Genomic DNA, 15,836 nt, shown 5'->3' with positions numbered 1-15,836 from the left:
AGAAGGTGTGGAACACGCTCGCGCACCTCGGCGACCGCGGCATGCTCGTCACCCGCACGGATCCCGACGTGCCGAAGCACCGTGGGCTCACGTATTTCGCGCTCGACATGCACGCTCCGGGAGTCGACGTGCGCCCGCTGCGTCAGATCACCGGCGAAGCGGAGTTCAACGAGGTCTACCTCACCGACGTTCGCATCCCCGACTCGGACCGCATCGGCGACGTCGGCGACGGCTGGCGCGTGTCGATGACGACGCTGATGAACGAGCGCGTCACGATCGGCGGTGGCGGTGGCGGTGCGCCGAGCGGCGGACCCAAGCGCGGCTCGGGCGCGATCGCGGAGGCCGTCGACCTCTGGCACCGGCGCGAGCAGCACGACGCGGCCACGCTCGACGAGTTGATGAAGCTCTGGATCGACGAAGAGGTGCTGCGACTCACGAACATGCGCGCGTCCGCGGCCGCGAAGTCGGGCAACCCCGGACCGGAAGGCTCGATCTCCAAGCTCGCGCTCGCGCTCAACCAGCAGCGCATCTACGCGCTGTGCATGAATCTGCTCGGCGCCGACGCGCTCGCCGGCTTCGACTACACGTTCCGCCGCCCCGAGGAGATCAGCCTCACCGCCGCGCTCGGCGAGGCTCGCCACATGTTCCTGCGGTCGCGCGCGAACTCGATCGAGGGCGGCACGTCGGAGATCATGCGCAACATCCTCGGCGAGCGTGTGCTCGGCCTCCCCGGCGAGCCCCGCGTCGACAAAGAACTGCCCTGGAGCAAGGTCCCGCGCTCGTAGCGGCGCCTCGTCATCGGGCGACCGTTCGGAGGAGACAGACATGGCCATCCGCGACAAGCTGATCAAGAACGCCACGCCGCTGTTGCAGCCCGACGAGGTCGTGCAGGCCGCGTTTCCCGCGCAGACGACGAGTCAGTACTTCGCGCTGATCTCGTACTGGATCATCGTCTTCAAGAACGCGTACCGGGTCGTGGTCGTCACCGATCGGCGCATCCTCGTCTGCAGCTCCGGGCGCGTCACCATGACGCCCGTGAAGGAAGTGCTGCGCGAGCTCCCGCGCGCGACGCGGATCGGTCCGGCGAGCGGGCTCTGGTACAAGACCGAGGTGCTCGGCGAGCGCCTCTACATCAGCAAGCGATTCCACAAGGACATCGCCGCCGCCGACGCCGTTGTCCCGACCGCCTGAGCGTCGAGCCGCGCACGTCAGCCCGACAGACCCGCAAGCGCGTACCAGGCGAACGCGGAGGCGAGGGTCACGCGCTGCGCGGTGCCGCTCCATTCACCGTTCGGATTCCGCTGGAACCGGCCGCCGCCGATCATCGTCGCGAGCGTGGTCGCGCCGAGCACCGCGCTCCAACGCCGGTAGCGCGCCGACGCGTTCCGTGCCCGCGCCGCCGCGATCAACGGGATGAACGCCCAACCGGCGAACGCGACCGCGCTGATCGCGACGTGGAGGTCATCGGTGAGCTGCACGTCGTCACCGAGCCAGCGCGCCGGGCACGACGGGTCGCTGCAACGCGCGATCCCCGCACCGGCGACCGCGAGCCCGACGACCGTGAGCATCTGCGGCACCGGCGTCGGCGCGGCCGCACTCCCCCGCAACGCGCGTGCGAACGCGATCGTGCCGCCGGCCAAGGCAAAGAACCCCGGCACCATCACCGACGCCGCGCGCGAGCCGTGCGCGGCGAGCGCACTGATCGGCTCGTCGTGCGGCCGGTAACCGGGCTCACGACGCGCACCGACGAACGCGGCGGTCGCGAACGCGCCCGGTCCCGCGATCGACCCGAGGAACCGTCGCGCGCGCATCAGAACGGCGCGCTCAGCCGCCGGACACGTCCTGCACGCGCTGCTTGCCCGCACCGATCCACGGCATCATCGCCCGCAGCTCCGCGCCGACCTTCTCGATCGGGTGCTTCGCCGCGTCGTCGCGCATGCGGTTGAAGTTGGGCCGGCCGTTCTCGTTCTCGGCGATCCACTCCTTCGCGAACGCGCCCGAGCGGATCTCGCCGAGGATCTTCTCCATCTCGGCCTTCGTCGTCTTGTTCACGACGCGCGGCCCGCGCGACATCTCTCCGTACTCCGCCGTGTCGGAGATCGAGTAGTTCATCGCCGCGATGCCGCCTTCGTAGATGAGGTCGACGATGAGCTTCACCTCGTGCAGCGTCTCGAAGTACGCCGACTCCGGCTGATATCCGGCCTCGACCAACGTGTCGTAACCGTTGCGGATGAGCTCGACGAGCCCGCCGCACAGCACCACCTGCTCGCCGAAGAGGTCGGTCTCGGTCTCTTCCTCGAACGTCGTGTCGAGCACGCCCGCGCGCGTCCCGCCGATGCCCTTCGCGTACGCGAGCGCGACGTCCTTCGCCTTACCGGTCGCGTCCTGCGCGACCGCGACGAGACACGGAACCCCGCCACCTTCGTCGTAGGTGCGGCGCACGAGGTGACCCGGACCCTTCGGCGCGATCATCCACACGTCGACACCGTCGGGCGGTGCGATCTGCCCGAAGTGGATGTTGAAGCCGTGCGCGAAGGCGAGCGAGTTGCCGGGCGCGAGGTTCGGCGCGATCTCGGCGTCGAACACCTTCTTCTGCTCGGTGTCGGGCAGCAGCACCATCACGATGTCGGCCTCGCGCACCGCGTCACCGGTCGGGAGCACGCGCAGCCCCGCGGCTTCGGCCTTCGCCTTCGACTTCGATCCCTCGCGCAGCCCGACGATCACGTCGACACCCGAGTCCTTCAGGTTCAGCGCGTGCGCGTGACCCTGCGAGCCGTAGCCGAGGATCGCCACCTTGCGGTCGGCGATCAGCGCGGTGTCGGCGTCGTTGTCGTAATAGACCTTCGCGGGCATCGGGTTCTCTTTCGTTCCTGTATTCGAGCGACGGAGGAGATTACGTGGGGCAATGCGGCCGGCGCCCCTCGAGTGACGAGCGACTCAACCCTGCGCGGTGCGTACCGCGCGCAGCTTCACGGGTTGGCGGGCGAGACGCGGCAGCGCGATGCGACCCGTCCGCTGCGACTCGACGATGCCGAGAGGGCGGACGAGATCCGAGAAGGCGTCGAGCCGGTCGGGGCTGCCCGCGATCATGATCGTCATCGCCTCGAAGCCGACGTCGACGATGCGCGCCTCGAAGATCGCGGCGAGCTCGGTCACCGCGGAGCGGTTCTCGGACGACGCGCGCACGGTCACGAGCATGAGCTCGCGCTCCACACCTTGCTCCGATGCGATCTCCGTGATCTTGAGCACGGGAATCAGCTTGTTGAGCTGCTTCACGATCTGCTCGACCGGCGACGACTCCGCGTCGACGACGATCGTCATGCGGCTGAAGCGCTCGTCCTCCGTCGGGCTGACCGCGAGCGACACGATGTTGAACCCGCGCCGCGAGAACAAGCCGGCGACGCGCGACAGCACGCCCGCCTTGTTCTCGACGTGCACCGTCAGGATGTGGTGCTGGTTGATGCTCATGCGGCTTCGACCTCCCGCGCTCGACCCGGACCGTGCGACGACCGTGTCGGGCTGACCGCGCCGTCGGTCTGCGCCTGGCTGCTCATCGCCCACCCGCCGTGTCGGTCGCGGGGCCGAGGATGATCTCGTCGTTCGCGGTGCCGGCGGCGACCATCGGATAGACCTTCTCGCGGTAGTCGGTGCGGAAGTCGATGACGACCGGACGGTCGTCGATCTCGTTCGCCTTCTCGATCGTCGGCACGACGTCCTCGGGTGTCTCCGCGCGCAGACCGACGCAACCCATCGCCTCGGCCCACTTCACGTAGTCGGGCAGGTCGGGCGACAGGTACACCTCGCTGTAGCGCTCGCCGTAGAACAGCTCCTGCCACTGCCGCACCATGCCGAGATACGCGTTGTTCAGGATCGCGATCTTCACCGGGATGCGCTCCGCGGTCGCGGTCACGAGCTCCTGCGCGGTCATCTGGAAGCAACCGTCGCCGTCGATCGCCCACACCATGCGGTCGGGCTGACCGACCTTCGCGCCGATCGACGCGGGCACCGCGTAACCCATCGTGCCGAGGCCACCCGAGTTGATCCACGTGTACGGGTGGTCGAAGTGCCAGAGCTGGCTCGCCCACATCTGGTGCTGACCGACGCCCGACACGACGATCGTGTCGTCGGGCGTGTTGTCGCGCAGCGCCTCGATGCAGAACTGGGGCTTCAGCGGCCCGTCCTCTTCCTGCTCGTACGTGAGCGGGTGCTGCTCGCGCCACGAGTTCAGCTGCGCGTGCCACTCGCTCTGGTCGGCCTTGTCGTGCTTGCCCTGCTCGGCGCGCACGGCCTTCACGAGCTCTTCGATCACGACGCGGCAATCGCCGACGATCGGGACGTCGGGCCGGCGCACCTTGCCCTGCTCCGCAGGGTCGATGTCGACGTGGATGACCTTCGCGTCGGGGGCGAACGCGCTCACCTTGCCGGTGACGCGGTCGTCGAAACGCGATCCCAGCGCGATCAGCAGGTCGGCCTTCTGCATCGAGGTGACCGCGGTGTAGTTGCCGTGCATGCCGGGCATGCCGAGGCAGAGCGGATGACTGTCGGGGAACGCGCCCCGCGCCATCAACGTGGTGACGACGTGGACGTCGGCGAGCTCGGCGAGCGCGCGCAGCGCCTCCGCGGCGCGCGCCTTGAGGATGCCGCCGCCCGCGTAGATCACGGGCCGCTTCGCCTCGTTGATGAGTCGCGCCGCCTCCTTGATCTGCTTCGGATGACCCTTCACCGTCGGCTTGTAGCCGGGGAGGTCGACCTTCTCGGGCCAGTACCAGTCCATCGTCTGGTTGGCGACGTCCTTCGGCACGTCGACGAGCACCGGCCCCGGACGGCCCGTCGTCGCGACGTGGAAGGCCTCGCGCACGATCTGCGGGATGTCCCGCGCGTCGGTGATGAGCCAGTTGTGCTTCGTCACCGGCATCGTGATGCCGACGGTGTCGGCTTCCTGGAACGCGTCGGTGCCGATCACCGAGTACGCGACCTGCCCGGTGATCGCGACCATCGGGATCGAGTCCATGTACGCGTCGCAGAGCGGCGTGACGATGTTCGTGGCCGCGGGACCGCTCGTCACCATCGCGACACCCGGTCGACCAGTGGCGTGCGCGTAGCCCGACGCCATGTGGCCGGCGCCCTGCTCGTGGCGCACGAGGATGTGGCGGATCGACGAGTCGATGAGCGGGTCGTACACCGGGAGGATCGCACCACCGGGAAGGCCGAACATCACCTCGACCTGCTCCATCTCGAGGCTCTTGATCAAGGCCTGGGCGCCGGTCAGCTTCATCGGGGTGGCTCCTGTCTGGCTGGTCTCGCTGGTATCGCTGGGTGCGAGGTCGGTTCGGCGGGCAAGAGAAAACCCCCCGCACTGGCGAGGGGTCGGAAGCAGCGCACGGGCGCGTGGAGCGGCCGCGTGCGCTACGTGATGACTACGAGGAGGGTGTCGGCGGGGAGCGTCACGAACGACATGAGACTCATAGTCTCGCCCATCGGCCGCGCCGATGCAAACAACAGGGATTCGGGAACATCCCCGGTGAGAGCCGGCGAGCCCGGAAGGGCAGAGTGGTGGTCGTGACACGCAACCAGCGCGGCGGACTCCGCGAGCGGCTGCGGAGCCGACCCAGCCTGCGCGCGCCGCGCGCGCTCCCCCGTGCCGACAACGCCCTGCTCGCGATGGAGCAGCGTCGCCATCGCCGCCGGTGGGCCGTGATCGCGATCGCGGTCGTCGCGATCGCCGACATCGTCGGCGCGGTCGTGCCGCGCACGCGCCATCACCTCGCAATCCTCGAACGCAACTTCCCGCTCGGCCTCAGCGAGAGTGGACGCGCGCTGCTGCTCGTCGCCGGACTCGCGCTGCTGCTCCTCGCACGAGGGCTCGCGCGCGGCTACCGGCGCGCGTGGATCGGCGCACTGTTCCTCACGATCGCGTCCGCAGTGCTGCACCTCGCCGGCAACCTCGACCCCATCGCCGCGGGCCTCGCGCTCGTTCCGCCCGTCTATCTCTGGACGATCCGCGACGCCTTCGTCGCCCGCGCGCGCCCGCTCAGATTCCGATCGCTGATCGCGCTGCCGTGGTTCCTCGGCGGTCTGCTGCTCTACGGGCTCGTCGGTTGGTCGGAGCTCGCCGAGCAGCTTCCGCGTCGCAGCATCGCGTCGCGTATCGACGTGGTGCTGCGCAGCGCGTTCTTCCTCACGACCGCGCCGAGCGGCGACACCGCACTCGCGCGCGCGTTCATCCGTTCGTTGCAGGCGCTCGGCGCGGCGTCGCTGCTCGTCGTGCTCACGCTGCTGCTGCAGCCCGTCGTCGCGCGGCTCATCCATCACCCCGACCTGCGCGCCCGAGCGCGGTTCCTCGACCGCTGGGGCCGCACCGGCATGGCGGCGCTCGCGGGGCTGCCGGAGAACGAGACGCTCGAGCTCGTCGACGGACGCGTGCTGCTCGGCTACCGCGAGATCTCGGGCGTCACGATCGGTGTCGGCGACCCGGTCGGCGAACCCGGCACCGAGCTGGAGGCGCTCGGCGAGCTGGTCACGAAGTGCGAGCACTACGGCTGGACGCCCGTGCTCCTCGCGGCGTCGCGCTCCACCGCGGAGCGCGCCGACCGGTACGGCTTCGAGTCGGTGTCGATCGGTGAGGAGGCGATCGTCGACCTCGAGGGCTTCGCGACCGACGGCAAGGAGAAGGCGAAGCTCCGGCAGAACACACGCCGCGCCGAGCGCGACGGCGTCGTCGTCGTGCCCTATCGAGTGGAGAACCGATCGCCCGCGGTCGACGCGCAGCTCCGCGCGATCAGCGATCACTGGCTGGAGATGAAGCACGGCCCGGAACTGGGCTTCACGCTCGGCCGGCTCGACCTCGATCGCTTCGACTTCTTCGAGACGTGGATCGCGCTCGTCGGCGGACGGGTCGTCGCGTTCACGACCTGGCTCCCCTACCTCGACGGCAAGGCAATGATCCTCGACCTGCTCCGGCGTGATCCCGAGAGCCCCGTCGGCACGATGGAGCTGCTGATCCTGCGCTCGCTCGAGGCGTTCCGCGACCGCGGGCTCAAGGAAGCGAGCCTCAACGCGATCCCGCTCGCGCACGTCGATCGCCCCGACGACGACCGCGACGACTCGCGCCTCCGAGACGCGCTGCGCTGGCTGTACGACCACGGCGGTGCGGTGTACGAGGCGAAGAACCTGTTCCGGTTCAAGGCGAAGTTCGGGCCCCGTTGGGAGCCGATCTACCTCGTGTACCCGGAGTCGGCGAACCTCGCGCGCATCGCGACGACCGTCGGCATCGCGTACCTTCCGAACGGGCTGGTCGCCGCGGCGCGTGGGTTGGTGCGCCGCCGCCGCCCGCAAGTGAACACCGACGCGAAGGAGTAGTCGATGGCGCGACGCATGGTCTCCGTCATGACCGGAGTCGCGCTCGCGCTCGGCTCGCTCGCGTTCACCGTCGCCGCGCCTTCGCGCGCGTCGGCCGAGACCCAGCACGTCGTCGTCACGCGCCACGGTGCCGACGCGACGATTCGCTTCCAGACACACGATCTCGGCGAGGAGTTGCTCGACCTCACCGCGGCCGCGCCCGGCGTGTCGTGGCAGAACGCGTCGTCGACATCCGCGGTGCTGCGCGTCTCGGTCGACGGCCGGTACGTCACCGACGACGTCGTGATGGATTCGTCTCTGGTGACGCGTTCGTTCGACCTCGGTCCGCTCTTCGTCGGTCGTCACAAGCTCACGCTGCACTTCGACACCGATGCATCGTCCGCAGGCGCGACGCAGGTCGCGGTCGCGCGCACGCACTTCCACACCGTCGCGTACGGCACACCCGGCTGGACCGTGCTCTCCCACTCACCGATCCTCTATGGGCGCAACGTCAAGAACGTCGCCGGCGAACCGTCGGGTCGGTACCAGAACGCGTCCACGGACACGCCGCTCGTCGCGTGGCACGAGCAGACGCCCGCGGCCACTCCGGGCCACACCGTGCTGCTGTACTCGATCGTCTGGAGCAACGAGGACGGCGGCACGTCGACGCCGGCGTTGATGGCACGTTGGGGGCGTACGACCGACATCGAGTGGATCTATCAGGTCGAGGTCGATGCGAACGGCAACACGGTGCCCGGCACCGCGGTGTTCCAGTCGCCGAACCACGGCACCGAAGTGTTCGCGGGCACGTACGAGCTCGACCGCCCCGAGCTGCAGACGTGCACGCTGAACAACAACGTGTGCGACACGGTCGACGACCCGATGCGCTTCTCGCTCTCGACCGCGGAGTCGCTCGACTCGACGACGCACGCGCGTGAACAGGTGATGGACGCGAACCCGTGGACGTATCGCGTGATGGCCGACGAAGTTCGGCGCGAGGGCAAGGTCGTCGCGCACCCCGATCCCGCGCAGACCACGCTCATCGCGGACCCGACGAACTACCTGTACCTCGTCGTGCGCAAGCAGACGGTGAAGCCCGCGAACTCGGGCGTGTTCTGGGTCGGGGTTGCGATCGGCGTGCGGCTGAAGGGCGACTCGTCGCTCTATCGGTCCGACTTCGGGATGCATCCCGACTGGTCGGTCGAGCGGGACGATCCCGCCGCAACGACGGTTCTGTTGCCGCCGGGAACGCGCCCGTCCGACATCGCGGAGATCGACGCGATCCGCGTCGCGTTCGGACCCGACACCGGCGCTCGGGTTCGGGTGAAGGCCGTGAACCGCGCGTTCTTCCTCGGTCGGAACGACGAACCGCGCGCGTCGTTCTTCTCGCGGCGCACGCCCGCGATGCTCACGGTGGCGGCGCCGACCGCGGTGCTCTACCGCGCGGGCTGACGGCTCAGCGCTGGTGCACCGGGCACGAGTAGGTCGTCCGGCCGCCGACCGTTCGTCGTAGGAGCTCGGCGCCGTCGCGCGGGCAGCGACCTCCGCGCGCGCGTGACGCCTGGAGTTCGCCGGTGTGTGATCCACCCCTGCGGCCGAGTACCCGCACCGTGTGCCGGATCGTGCGCGCGAGCGCGGCGCGATCGTCTTCGGTGAGCGACTTCGCTTCGCGCGCGGGGTCGAAGCCCGCGCGCCACAGCACCTCGTCGACGAGCAGGTTGCCGAGGCCGGCGATGCGCGACTGATCCATCAGCACCGCCTTGAGCGGCGCGGTGCTCTTCGCGAGCGCGCGTTCGAGTGCTGTGCGATCGATGGTCGACGCGTCGGGTCCCCAACGCGACTCGTCGGGATCGAGCTCGACCGCGCCGAGCCGGCGCGGATCACGCATGGCGAGCGACCCACCGTCGTCGAACTCGACACCGAACCGCAGCCACGCCGGGTTCTCGGCGTTGCTCGCGTAGAGCAGCGGGTCACCGGCCGACTCGCCGTCGACGACGACGCGCCCGCTCATGCCCAGGTGCAGCCCGAGAACCGGACCTCCTTCACGGTCGCACTCGCTGCTCGGCGGCGTACCCGACTCGCGGGCGCTCGCCGCTCCTGACGCCTCGTTCGACTGCCGCGTTCTGGCACCCGTGTCGAGGAGCAGTTGCTTGCCGATGCGGCGCGCGGTGACGACCTGCCGGCCGACGAGCGCGTCGCCCGCCGCACCCGCAGTGAGCCCGCGCTTCAGGTACCACGCGTCGGGCGCGACGACGCGCGCGATCGTCCGCCGGAGCGCGTGCTCCTCCAAGAACGCCCGCGCCGCCTCCGCCTCCAACATCTCCGGCATGGCGCCGCGCGTCTCCTTGCTGTCGCACCCGCATCGTACGGTGACCCGCGCGCGGTCGACCCCTCCGCCGCGCTTCCCCCACCGCCGCGCTTCCCCCACCGCCGCCCGGCCGCACCTTGCGACCGTGAGTGCCCTGGAGGGATACCCGATGTCGCAAAGTGAGCCGCTCGGCAAGCTGTCGGCCGCGAGCACGCCGTCGCTCGGCGCGTTTCGCGGGAACGAAGCGGTCGCGGAAGGCGTCAGCCGCAAGCGTCTCGCCACCCTGTCGAAGGTCGGAACGGTCGAGCGCTTCCTCCCCGACACGTATCGGTTCACCGCGGTGCCTGCTTCCAACCCGCAGCGGTTGTACGCCGCGCTGGCCTGGGCCGGTCCACTCGCCGTTGCCGGGGGCAGATCCGCCGGCGAGACGTACGGAGCCGACGGCGTTCGCACGACGAAGCCCGAGATCATCGTGCCGCGCGGAACTCGGCTGCGATCCGACGCGGTGATCGTCCACGAGGCCCACAACCGCGCTGCCCTCATGGTGCGGAGGTTCCACGGATTCCCCGTGACGGGCGTCGAGCCGACGCTCGTCACGCTCGCCCATCTGCTCGACGGCGAGGCGCTGGAGATCGCGTGCGAAGACCTGCGACGGCGCGGTCTCACCTCGCCTCGCGCGCTTCACGCCTACCTCGACCGGTTCGCGAAACGCGGACACCGAGGGACCAAGGCGCTTCGTCGCTTGCTCGGCGAGCTCGACCCCGCCCACGCGTCACGATCGACGCTTGAGGTCAAGGCGCGCCGCCTCCTCGTGACGAACGGCCTGTGCGGCTTCGAGCGCGAGTTCCCGCTCGAGTGGAACGGTCGTGTGCACCGTTTCGACTTCGGGTTCCGGAGCGCGCGCGTCATCGTCGAGATCAACGGGCGGCGCTGGCACGACGACCCGAGCGACTACGAGCACGATCACGAGAAGTGGAGCGTGCCCGGGCGCCTCGGCTACCGGATCGTGTTCGCGACCTGGCGCAAGGTCGTGCACGATCCCGATGCGTTCATCGAGGAGGTGCGAACCGCGCTCGCGTGCGGGTGACGGCGCGGGTCAGAACCAGTTGGTGATGGCACCGCGTTCGGCGCCTTGCGCGAGCTTGGCGTACTTGGCGAGGAAGCCGCTCGTGTACAGAGGTTCCGGCAGCTTCCAGTCCTTGCGGCGCGCTTCGAGCTCGGCGGCGGGCACGTCGACGTCGATCGTGTGCGCGCCCGCGTCGATCACGATGCGGTCGCCGTCGCGTACGAACGCGATCGGTCCGCCGTCGACGGCTTCGGGCGCGACGTGTCCGACGCAAAAACCCTGCGTGCCGCCCGAGAATCGGCCGTCGGTCACGAGCGCGGCGTCGCCACCGCGACCGGCACCGGTCATCGCGCCCGTCACGGCCAGCATCTCGCGCATGCCGGGACCACCCTTCGGCCCTTCGTAACGAATGACCACGACGTCGCCGGGCTCGATCTTTCCGGCGACGATCTCCTCCATCGCCGCGGCCTCGCCGTCGAAGACGCGCGCGGTGCCTTCGAAGCGCATCGTGTCGATGCCTGCGACCTTCACGACCGAGCCCTTCGGCGCGAGCGAACCGGTGAGGATCGCGAGGCCGCCGATCGCGTGAATGGGATCCGAGAGCGGATGCACGACCGTGCCGTCGGCCGCGGGCGGATCCAACGCGGCGAGGTTCTCGGCGACGGTGCGGCCGGTGACGGTGAGGCAGTCACCGTGCAGCAGGTCGGCGTCGAGCAGCATCTTCATCACGACGGGCACACCGCCGATGTTGTCGAGGTCGACCATGTGGAAGCGGCCGTGCGGCTTCATGTCGGCGATGTGCGGCACGCGCGCGCCGATGCGGTTGAAGTCGTCGAGCTCGAGCTCGACGTGCGCCTCGTGCGCGATCGCGAGGAGGTGCAGCACCGCGTTCGTGGAGCCACCGAGTGCCATCGTCACCGCGATCGCGTTCTCGAACGCTTCCTTCGTCATGATCTGACGCGGCCGGAGGTCGAGCTCCAGCAGGCGCATCACCGCGCGCCCGCTCTCGAACGCGGCATCGTCTCGGCGACGGTCGACCGCGGGTGCGGACGCGCTGCCGGGCAGCGACATGCCGAGCGCCTCGCCGATCGACGCCATCGTGTTCGCGGTGAACATGCCCGCACACGAACCCTCGGTCGGGCACGCGCGCCGCTCGATCTCACCGAGCTCGTTCTCGGTGATCGTGCCCGCCGCGCACGCGCCGACCGCCTCGAACACGCTCACGATGTCGAGCGCGCGGTCGCGCCAGCGGCCCGGCAGGATCGACCCGCCATAGAGGAACACCGACGGCACGTTCAATCGCGCCGCGGCCATCAGCATGCCGGGCAGGCTCTTGTCGCAACCCGCGAGGGTGACGACCGCGTCGAACCGCTCGGAGTGCACGACGCACTCGACCGAGTCGGCGATGATCTCGCGACTCACGAGCGACCCGCGCATGCCTTCGTGGCCCATCGAGATGCCGTCGGAGATCGCGATCGTCACGAACTCGAGTGGGAAGCCGCCCGCGTCGAGCACGCCTTGCTTCGCGCGCTTCGCGAGCCGGTCGAGCGGCATGTTGCAGGGCGTCACCTCGTTCCACGACGACGCCACACCCACCTGCGCACGGTCGAAGTCGGAGTCGGTCATGCCGACCGCGCGGAGCATCGCCCGCGCCGGCGCGCGGCCCTGCCCCTCGGTGACCTCGCGGCTGCGGTGCTTGATGTCGGGAGTGTCGGCCATGGGCCGGAGCGTATGCGCGGGCACACCGGGACCCGCCGGGCGAAGGCCTGGGTAGCCTCGGCGACGATGGACGGCATCACCTTCGACCGGCTCTACAAGTACGGCGAGCTCATGGCCGCGCTCGACGCGCTCGCCGCGGCGCGCCCCGACCTCGTGACCCTCGAGAGCATCGGGAAGTCGCACGAGGGGCGCGACATCCGCCTCGTCACGATCACGAACTCGGCGACCGGGCCGCACGACGAGAAGCCCGCGATCTGGATCGACGCGAACATCCACTCGACCGAGGTCACCGGGTCCACCGCCGCGCTGCACTTGCTGCACCGACTCGTGACGCAGCACGGTGAGGACGAGCGCGTCACACGCGCCGTCGACACCCGCACGTTCTACGTCGTGCCGCGCGTGAATCCCGACGGTGTCGAGCTCGCGCTCGCGAAGCCGCCGACCTATCTGCGCTCGAGCGTGCGCCGGTGGCCGCGCGTCGACGATCCCGACGGGCTCGTCGAGGGCGACATCGACGGCGACGGTCGGATCCTGTCGATGCGCGTCGCCGATCCGAACGGCGCGTGGAAGATCGCGGCCGAGGACGCGCGCCTGATGGTGCCGCGCGCGCCGGACGAAGACGGTGCGGGTCCGTACTACCGGCTGCTCGCCGAAGGCACGATCCGCAACTACGACGGCGTGCTCGTGCCGAACGCGCGTGAGCCGCGCGCACTCGACCTCAACCGCAACTTCCCCGTGAACTGGCGGACCAACGGCGAGCAGCAGGGGTCGGGTCCGTTTCCGTCGTCAGAGCCCGAGGTCCACACGATCATGCAGGCCGTCGTCGACCGGCCGAACATCTGTGCCTACTTCGCGCACCACACGTTCAGCGCCGTGATCCTGCGGCCTTACGACGATCGGCCCGACGATCAGTTCCCCACCGAGGACCTGCGCGCGTACAACGACATCGGCAAGCACGCGACGGCGATCACGGGCTACAAGCAGATCTCGGTCTTCCACGAGTTCCGCTACGACCCGAAGGACGTCATCAGCGGCGCGGCCGACATGTGGGCGTACGAGCACGTCGGCGTGTTCGGGTGGACGACCGAGTTCTGGAGCCCGCTCCCGAAGGCCGGCATCACCGACTACCACTTCGTCGACTGGTTCGCCGACCATCCGATCGCCGACGACCTCGCGCTCCTGAAGTGGAACGACGAGGCGCTCGGCGGACGCGGCTTCGTGCCGTGGACCCCGTTCGAGCACCCGCAGCTCGGTCCGGTCGAGATCGGCGGCTGGGACTGGTTCAACGTGTGGGGCAACGCACCGGCCGAGCTGATGGAAACGGAGGTCGCGCCGCACAGCGACTTCCACATCTGGACCGCGCTGGTCACGCCGCGGCTTCGCATCCGCAGCGCCGACGTCGACCGGCTCGCCGACTCGACTTGGCGGATCCGGCTCGCGGTCGAGAACGACGGCTGGCTGCCGACGAACGTCACCGCCAAGGCGACGGAGAAGAAGCTGGTCGACGGCGTGACCGCGCGGATCACACCGGCCGCGGGGGTGCGGCTCGTGAGCGGCACCGAGCGGATCGACCTCGGCCAGCTCGCCGGACGCAACCGGGCGCGCTCGATGCTCGAGGACTTCGGATCCGCCAACGATCCGACGACCGATCGCGCCAAGGCCGAGTGGGTCGTCGACGCGCCCGACGGCACGCAGGTCGAGATCACCGCACGCCATCCGCGCGCCGGCGTCGTGCGGACGACGGTCACGCTCTCAGCTTCATAACGACGCGCTTCACTTCGCTCGCGCGCGTGCCCGATACAAAGGCATGCGCGCGTCCGGGGACTCGACGTTTGCGGACGCGCTCGCGATCGCGGCGGAGCCGGGTCCCGATCGGTCGGCGGCCTACGAGCACCTGCTCCGGCCGCTGCTCTTCCCCGTGCGCCGCTACCTCCAGGCGCAGGCGCGCGAGGCGGCCGACGACCTCGTCGACGAGGTGCTCCTCGCGGTGTTCGAGCACCTGCCCCGGTTCGAGGGCACCGAGTCGCAGTTCCGATCGTGGGTGTTCACGATCGCGCATCACCGGGTCGTCGACCATCACCGGCGCCGGCGCCTGACCGTCCCGCTCGACCAGGTCACCCACTGGCGCGCGCCCGATGATCCCGAGGCCGACGCGCTCGCGCGGGTCGGCGCGCACGCGCTGCGGGGCGCGCTCGCCGCGCTCGCGCCCGGTCAGCGAGAGGTGTTGCTCCTGCGGATCGTCGACGACCTCAGCATCGAGCAGACCGCGGCGAGACTCGGTCGCTCGCCGGGTGCGGTGAAGGCGCTGCAGCACCGTGCGATCGAGGCCGTCCGCCTCCGCATCCAGGCGTCCGGGCACCCTCCCGGCTCTTAGTGGTACTGCGTTGCCGGCATATCGCCGGGCAACGCAGTACCACGGGACCGACGGGAGCTACTGCTCCACCAGGTCGGTGCCGGCGCGCCAGGCGTCCTCGACCGCGTCGAGCCGGCCGGTCGCGCTGCGCCGCAACCGCGCCGCGACCGCCGCGACCAGTGCGTGCACCAACGACATCGCGCCGACCGCGCTGTCGAACGGACCGACGCCGCGCGCCGCGATGACGAACGTGATCTCGGCGCGGTCGGCGAGCGGCGACAGCCGACCGTCGGTGATCGCGATGAGCCGCGCGCCGGTGTCGGCCGCGCGTGACGTCGTCTCCAGCAACCAGCGCTCGTAGCGCCGGAGGTCGACGACCACGACGACGTCGTCCTGCTCGATGCGCACGAGATCGCGCGACACCCTCACCGGTGTGCCCGTGATCTCGTGCACGCCGTCGCGCAGGAGGTCGAGCTGACCCGCGAGCAGTCGTCCCGCACCGCCCGACACTTCGCTCGCGATCACGAAGATCCGGCGGCGGCGATCGGAGAGCAGCTCGACGGCGGTCCGGAAGTCGTCGGGCTCGACCTCACCGAGCGTCGTGCGCACGTTCTCGAGATCCGCAGTGAGCGTGCGGCCGATGACATCGCTGAGCGGACGCTCGCGGATGCGCTGCGTCGCGGGCCGGAGCTGATCGGCGATCTCCTCCTGCACGCTCGCCTGAAGCTCGACGAAGCCGTCGAAGCCGAGCTTCGCGGCGAACCGCAGCACGGTCGGGCCGCTCGAACCGGACGTCTCGGCGAGCTGCGCGACGGTGCCGAACGCGACGACCTTCGGGTCGGCCATGACGGCTTCGGCGACCCGGCGCTCCGACGGCGTGAACCGGTTCGCGGCCTCGGCGATCAGGTCGAGGACCGACCGGCGGCCCGTCGTCGGAGTCATCCGTCCCTCCCGAGCCGTCCGCCCGGTCGACCTCCCCCCGGCGAGGAGCACCGACGACACGCTCGGAACGTACGTTACAATACTTCGACCGCTCCGGAACAGGAGGTACG

Annotated in this window: 14 protein-coding genes; 7 read left to right on the top strand and 7 right to left on the bottom strand. The window is 69.9% G+C overall.

The genetic code is table 11. From position 1 onward, the window contains the following. A partial coding sequence (locus tag VH914_07345) for an acyl-CoA dehydrogenase family protein (GenBank protein ID HEX4491004.1) occupies positions 1-785 on the top strand: 785 nt, incomplete at its 5' end. Positions 786-825: 40 nt separating this feature from the next. Continuing rightward, positions 826-1,191: a hypothetical protein gene (locus tag VH914_07340; protein ID HEX4491003.1), complete on the top strand. Its 366-nt coding sequence runs from the start codon at positions 826-828 to the stop codon at positions 1,189-1,191. 17 nt (positions 1,192-1,208) lie between these two features. On the opposite strand, the gene VH914_07335 is transcribed toward VH914_07340, so the two are convergent. From VH914_07335 to VH914_07320, 4 genes are all read right to left on the bottom strand, one after another. Continuing rightward, on the bottom strand, positions 1,209-1,811 hold the full coding sequence (locus VH914_07335) for a DUF998 domain-containing protein (GenBank protein HEX4491002.1): 603 nt from the start codon (positions 1,809-1,811) through the stop codon (positions 1,209-1,211). Between the two features lie 13 nt (positions 1,812-1,824). After that, positions 1,825-2,853: a ketol-acid reductoisomerase gene (gene ilvC, locus VH914_07330; protein ID HEX4491001.1), complete on the bottom strand. Its 1,029-nt coding sequence runs from the start codon at positions 2,851-2,853 to the stop codon at positions 1,825-1,827. A gap of 84 nt (positions 2,854-2,937) precedes the next feature. Further along, the gene (ilvN, locus tag VH914_07325) at positions 2,938-3,468 is read right to left on the bottom strand and encodes an acetolactate synthase small subunit (protein ID HEX4491000.1); all 531 of its coding nucleotides are present in this window, start codon (positions 3,466-3,468) and stop codon (positions 2,938-2,940) included. Between the two features lie 82 nt (positions 3,469-3,550). Beyond that, positions 3,551-5,377 carry an acetolactate synthase large subunit gene (locus tag VH914_07320; protein HEX4490999.1) on the bottom strand — a complete coding sequence of 609 codons (1,827 nt, stop codon included), beginning with the start codon at positions 5,375-5,377 and terminating at the stop codon, positions 3,551-3,553. A 182-nt stretch (positions 5,378-5,559) separates the two neighbouring features. On the opposite strand from VH914_07320, the gene VH914_07315 reads away from it, so the two are divergent. Next, the gene (locus tag VH914_07315; GenBank protein ID HEX4490998.1) at positions 5,560-7,359 is read left to right on the top strand and encodes a DUF2156 domain-containing protein; all 1,800 of its coding nucleotides are present in this window, start codon (positions 5,560-5,562) and stop codon (positions 7,357-7,359) included. Positions 7,360-7,362: 3 nt separating this feature from the next. Beyond that, entirely contained in the window at positions 7,363-8,790 is a 1,428-nt protein-coding gene (locus VH914_07310; protein HEX4490997.1) for a hypothetical protein, read from the top strand. 4 nt (positions 8,791-8,794) lie between these two features. Here VH914_07310 and VH914_07305 read toward each other — a convergent pair whose 3' ends face one another. Further along, positions 8,795-9,667, bottom strand: coding sequence for a DNA-formamidopyrimidine glycosylase family protein (locus VH914_07305; GenBank protein HEX4490996.1), 873 nt, complete (start codon positions 9,665-9,667; stop codon positions 8,795-8,797). Positions 9,668-9,815: 148 nt separating this feature from the next. Here VH914_07305 and VH914_07300 point away from each other — a divergent pair, with 148 nt between their 5' ends. Next, the gene (locus VH914_07300; GenBank protein ID HEX4490995.1) at positions 9,816-10,733 is read left to right on the top strand and encodes a hypothetical protein; all 918 of its coding nucleotides are present in this window, start codon (positions 9,816-9,818) and stop codon (positions 10,731-10,733) included. Between the two features lie 9 nt (positions 10,734-10,742). On the opposite strand, the gene ilvD is transcribed toward VH914_07300, so the two are convergent. Further along, positions 10,743-12,431: a dihydroxy-acid dehydratase gene (gene ilvD, locus VH914_07295; GenBank protein ID HEX4490994.1), complete on the bottom strand. Its 1,689-nt coding sequence runs from the start codon at positions 12,429-12,431 to the stop codon at positions 10,743-10,745. Positions 12,432-12,497: 66 nt separating this feature from the next. On the opposite strand from ilvD, the gene VH914_07290 reads away from it, so the two are divergent. Together VH914_07290 and VH914_07285 are read left to right on the top strand one after the other, a co-directional pair. Further along, complete coding sequence (locus tag VH914_07290) at positions 12,498-14,195, top strand: M14 family metallopeptidase (protein HEX4490993.1); 1,698 nt, start codon at positions 12,498-12,500, stop codon at positions 14,193-14,195. Between the two features lie 43 nt (positions 14,196-14,238). Next, on the top strand, positions 14,239-14,805 hold the full coding sequence (locus tag VH914_07285) for an RNA polymerase sigma factor (GenBank protein ID HEX4490992.1): 567 nt from the start codon (positions 14,239-14,241) through the stop codon (positions 14,803-14,805). A gap of 57 nt (positions 14,806-14,862) precedes the next feature. On the opposite strand, the gene VH914_07280 is transcribed toward VH914_07285, so the two are convergent. After that, complete coding sequence (locus VH914_07280) at positions 14,863-15,726, bottom strand: MurR/RpiR family transcriptional regulator (protein ID HEX4490991.1); 864 nt, start codon at positions 15,724-15,726, stop codon at positions 14,863-14,865. Positions 15,727-15,836: the final 110 nt, after the last annotated feature.

This window comes from Acidimicrobiia bacterium (assembly GCA_036271555.1).
Taxonomy (GTDB): domain Bacteria; phylum Actinomycetota; class Acidimicrobiia; order IMCC26256; family PALSA-610; genus DATBAK01.
Note: the sequence above shows the minus strand (reverse complement) of the source record. Positions and strands in the feature narration are given on the sequence as shown.

Bases quoted from the DNA above. Each gene is read 5' to 3' on its own strand.
- ilvD (HEX4490994.1), bottom strand. From the start codon at position 12,431: ATGGCCGACACTCCCGACATCAAGCACCGCAGCCGCGAGGTCACCGAG.
- VH914_07340 (HEX4491003.1), top strand. From the start codon at position 826: ATGGCCATCCGCGACAAGCTGATCAAGAACGCCACGCCGCTGTTGCAG.
- VH914_07310 (HEX4490997.1), top strand. From the start codon at position 7,363: ATGGCGCGACGCATGGTCTCCGTCATGACCGGAGTCGCGCTCGCGCTC.
- VH914_07285 (HEX4490992.1), top strand. From the start codon at position 14,239: ATGCGCGCGTCCGGGGACTCGACGTTTGCGGACGCGCTCGCGATCGCG.
- VH914_07280 (HEX4490991.1), bottom strand. From the start codon at position 15,726: ATGACTCCGACGACGGGCCGCCGGTCGGTCCTCGACCTGATCGCCGAG.
- VH914_07305 (HEX4490996.1), bottom strand. From the start codon at position 9,667: ATGCCGGAGATGTTGGAGGCGGAGGCGGCGCGGGCGTTCTTGGAGGAG.
- ilvN (HEX4491000.1), bottom strand. From the start codon at position 3,468: ATGAGCATCAACCAGCACCACATCCTGACGGTGCACGTCGAGAACAAG.
- VH914_07335 (HEX4491002.1), bottom strand. From the start codon at position 1,811: ATGCGCGCGCGACGGTTCCTCGGGTCGATCGCGGGACCGGGCGCGTTC.
- ilvC (HEX4491001.1), bottom strand. From the start codon at position 2,853: ATGCCCGCGAAGGTCTATTACGACAACGACGCCGACACCGCGCTGATC.
- VH914_07290 (HEX4490993.1), top strand. From the start codon at position 12,498: ATGGACGGCATCACCTTCGACCGGCTCTACAAGTACGGCGAGCTCATG.
- VH914_07300 (HEX4490995.1), top strand. From the start codon at position 9,816: ATGTCGCAAAGTGAGCCGCTCGGCAAGCTGTCGGCCGCGAGCACGCCG.